Source organism: Pseudomonas sp. 67(2021), from assembly GCF_017491835.1.
Lineage (GTDB): Bacteria > Pseudomonadota > Gammaproteobacteria > Pseudomonadales > Pseudomonadaceae > Aquipseudomonas > Aquipseudomonas atacamensis.
On sequence record NZ_JAFGYL010000085.1, the window covers coordinates 1 to 474 of the forward strand.

Annotated in this window: 1 pseudogene; it reads right to left on the reverse strand. The window is 59.3% G+C overall.

Features of this window, described 5'->3' with window-relative positions:
* Positions 1 to 474, reverse strand: a pseudogene (locus J5M66_RS26625) (DUF2029 domain-containing protein); the annotation flags it as partial.

A 474-nucleotide genomic window follows, 5' to 3' on the forward strand; every position in this document is an offset into this window, starting at 1 on the left:
GACGAGCATGCCAATGGCCTGAGAAATCGGAATGACAGCTGCCGCTGCTTGATGTGCGCCAAAGGAACCAAGCACCATTCGCACACCCATGCCGACCAGAGTGAAGGGCGACACCGTCAACACCATACCGGGAACGTTGACGGCGTGGTACCAGCCAAACCCTAAACCCGATGCCCACGAAATACCCGAAAAAACAGCCACCGAGATAGTGAGGGACCCTACCGTTCGCCCCAAAGCCGGGAAAAGGTGGCGCGGATGCCACGACGCCATAGGAGGACGGATCAGCGGCAGAGCAACTGCGACCATAAATGCCGGCTGTTTGACGGCCGCCGCGCCCCCGACAAGTACCGCGCCAATCGCCCATGACCAGCTCGTCATGCAAGCAATCCACAACCCGATAACAACCAGCCCCATCATGAGGGCGTCATTATGTGCTCCCCCGATGAAGTCCACCACGAGGATGGGGTTGAGGGT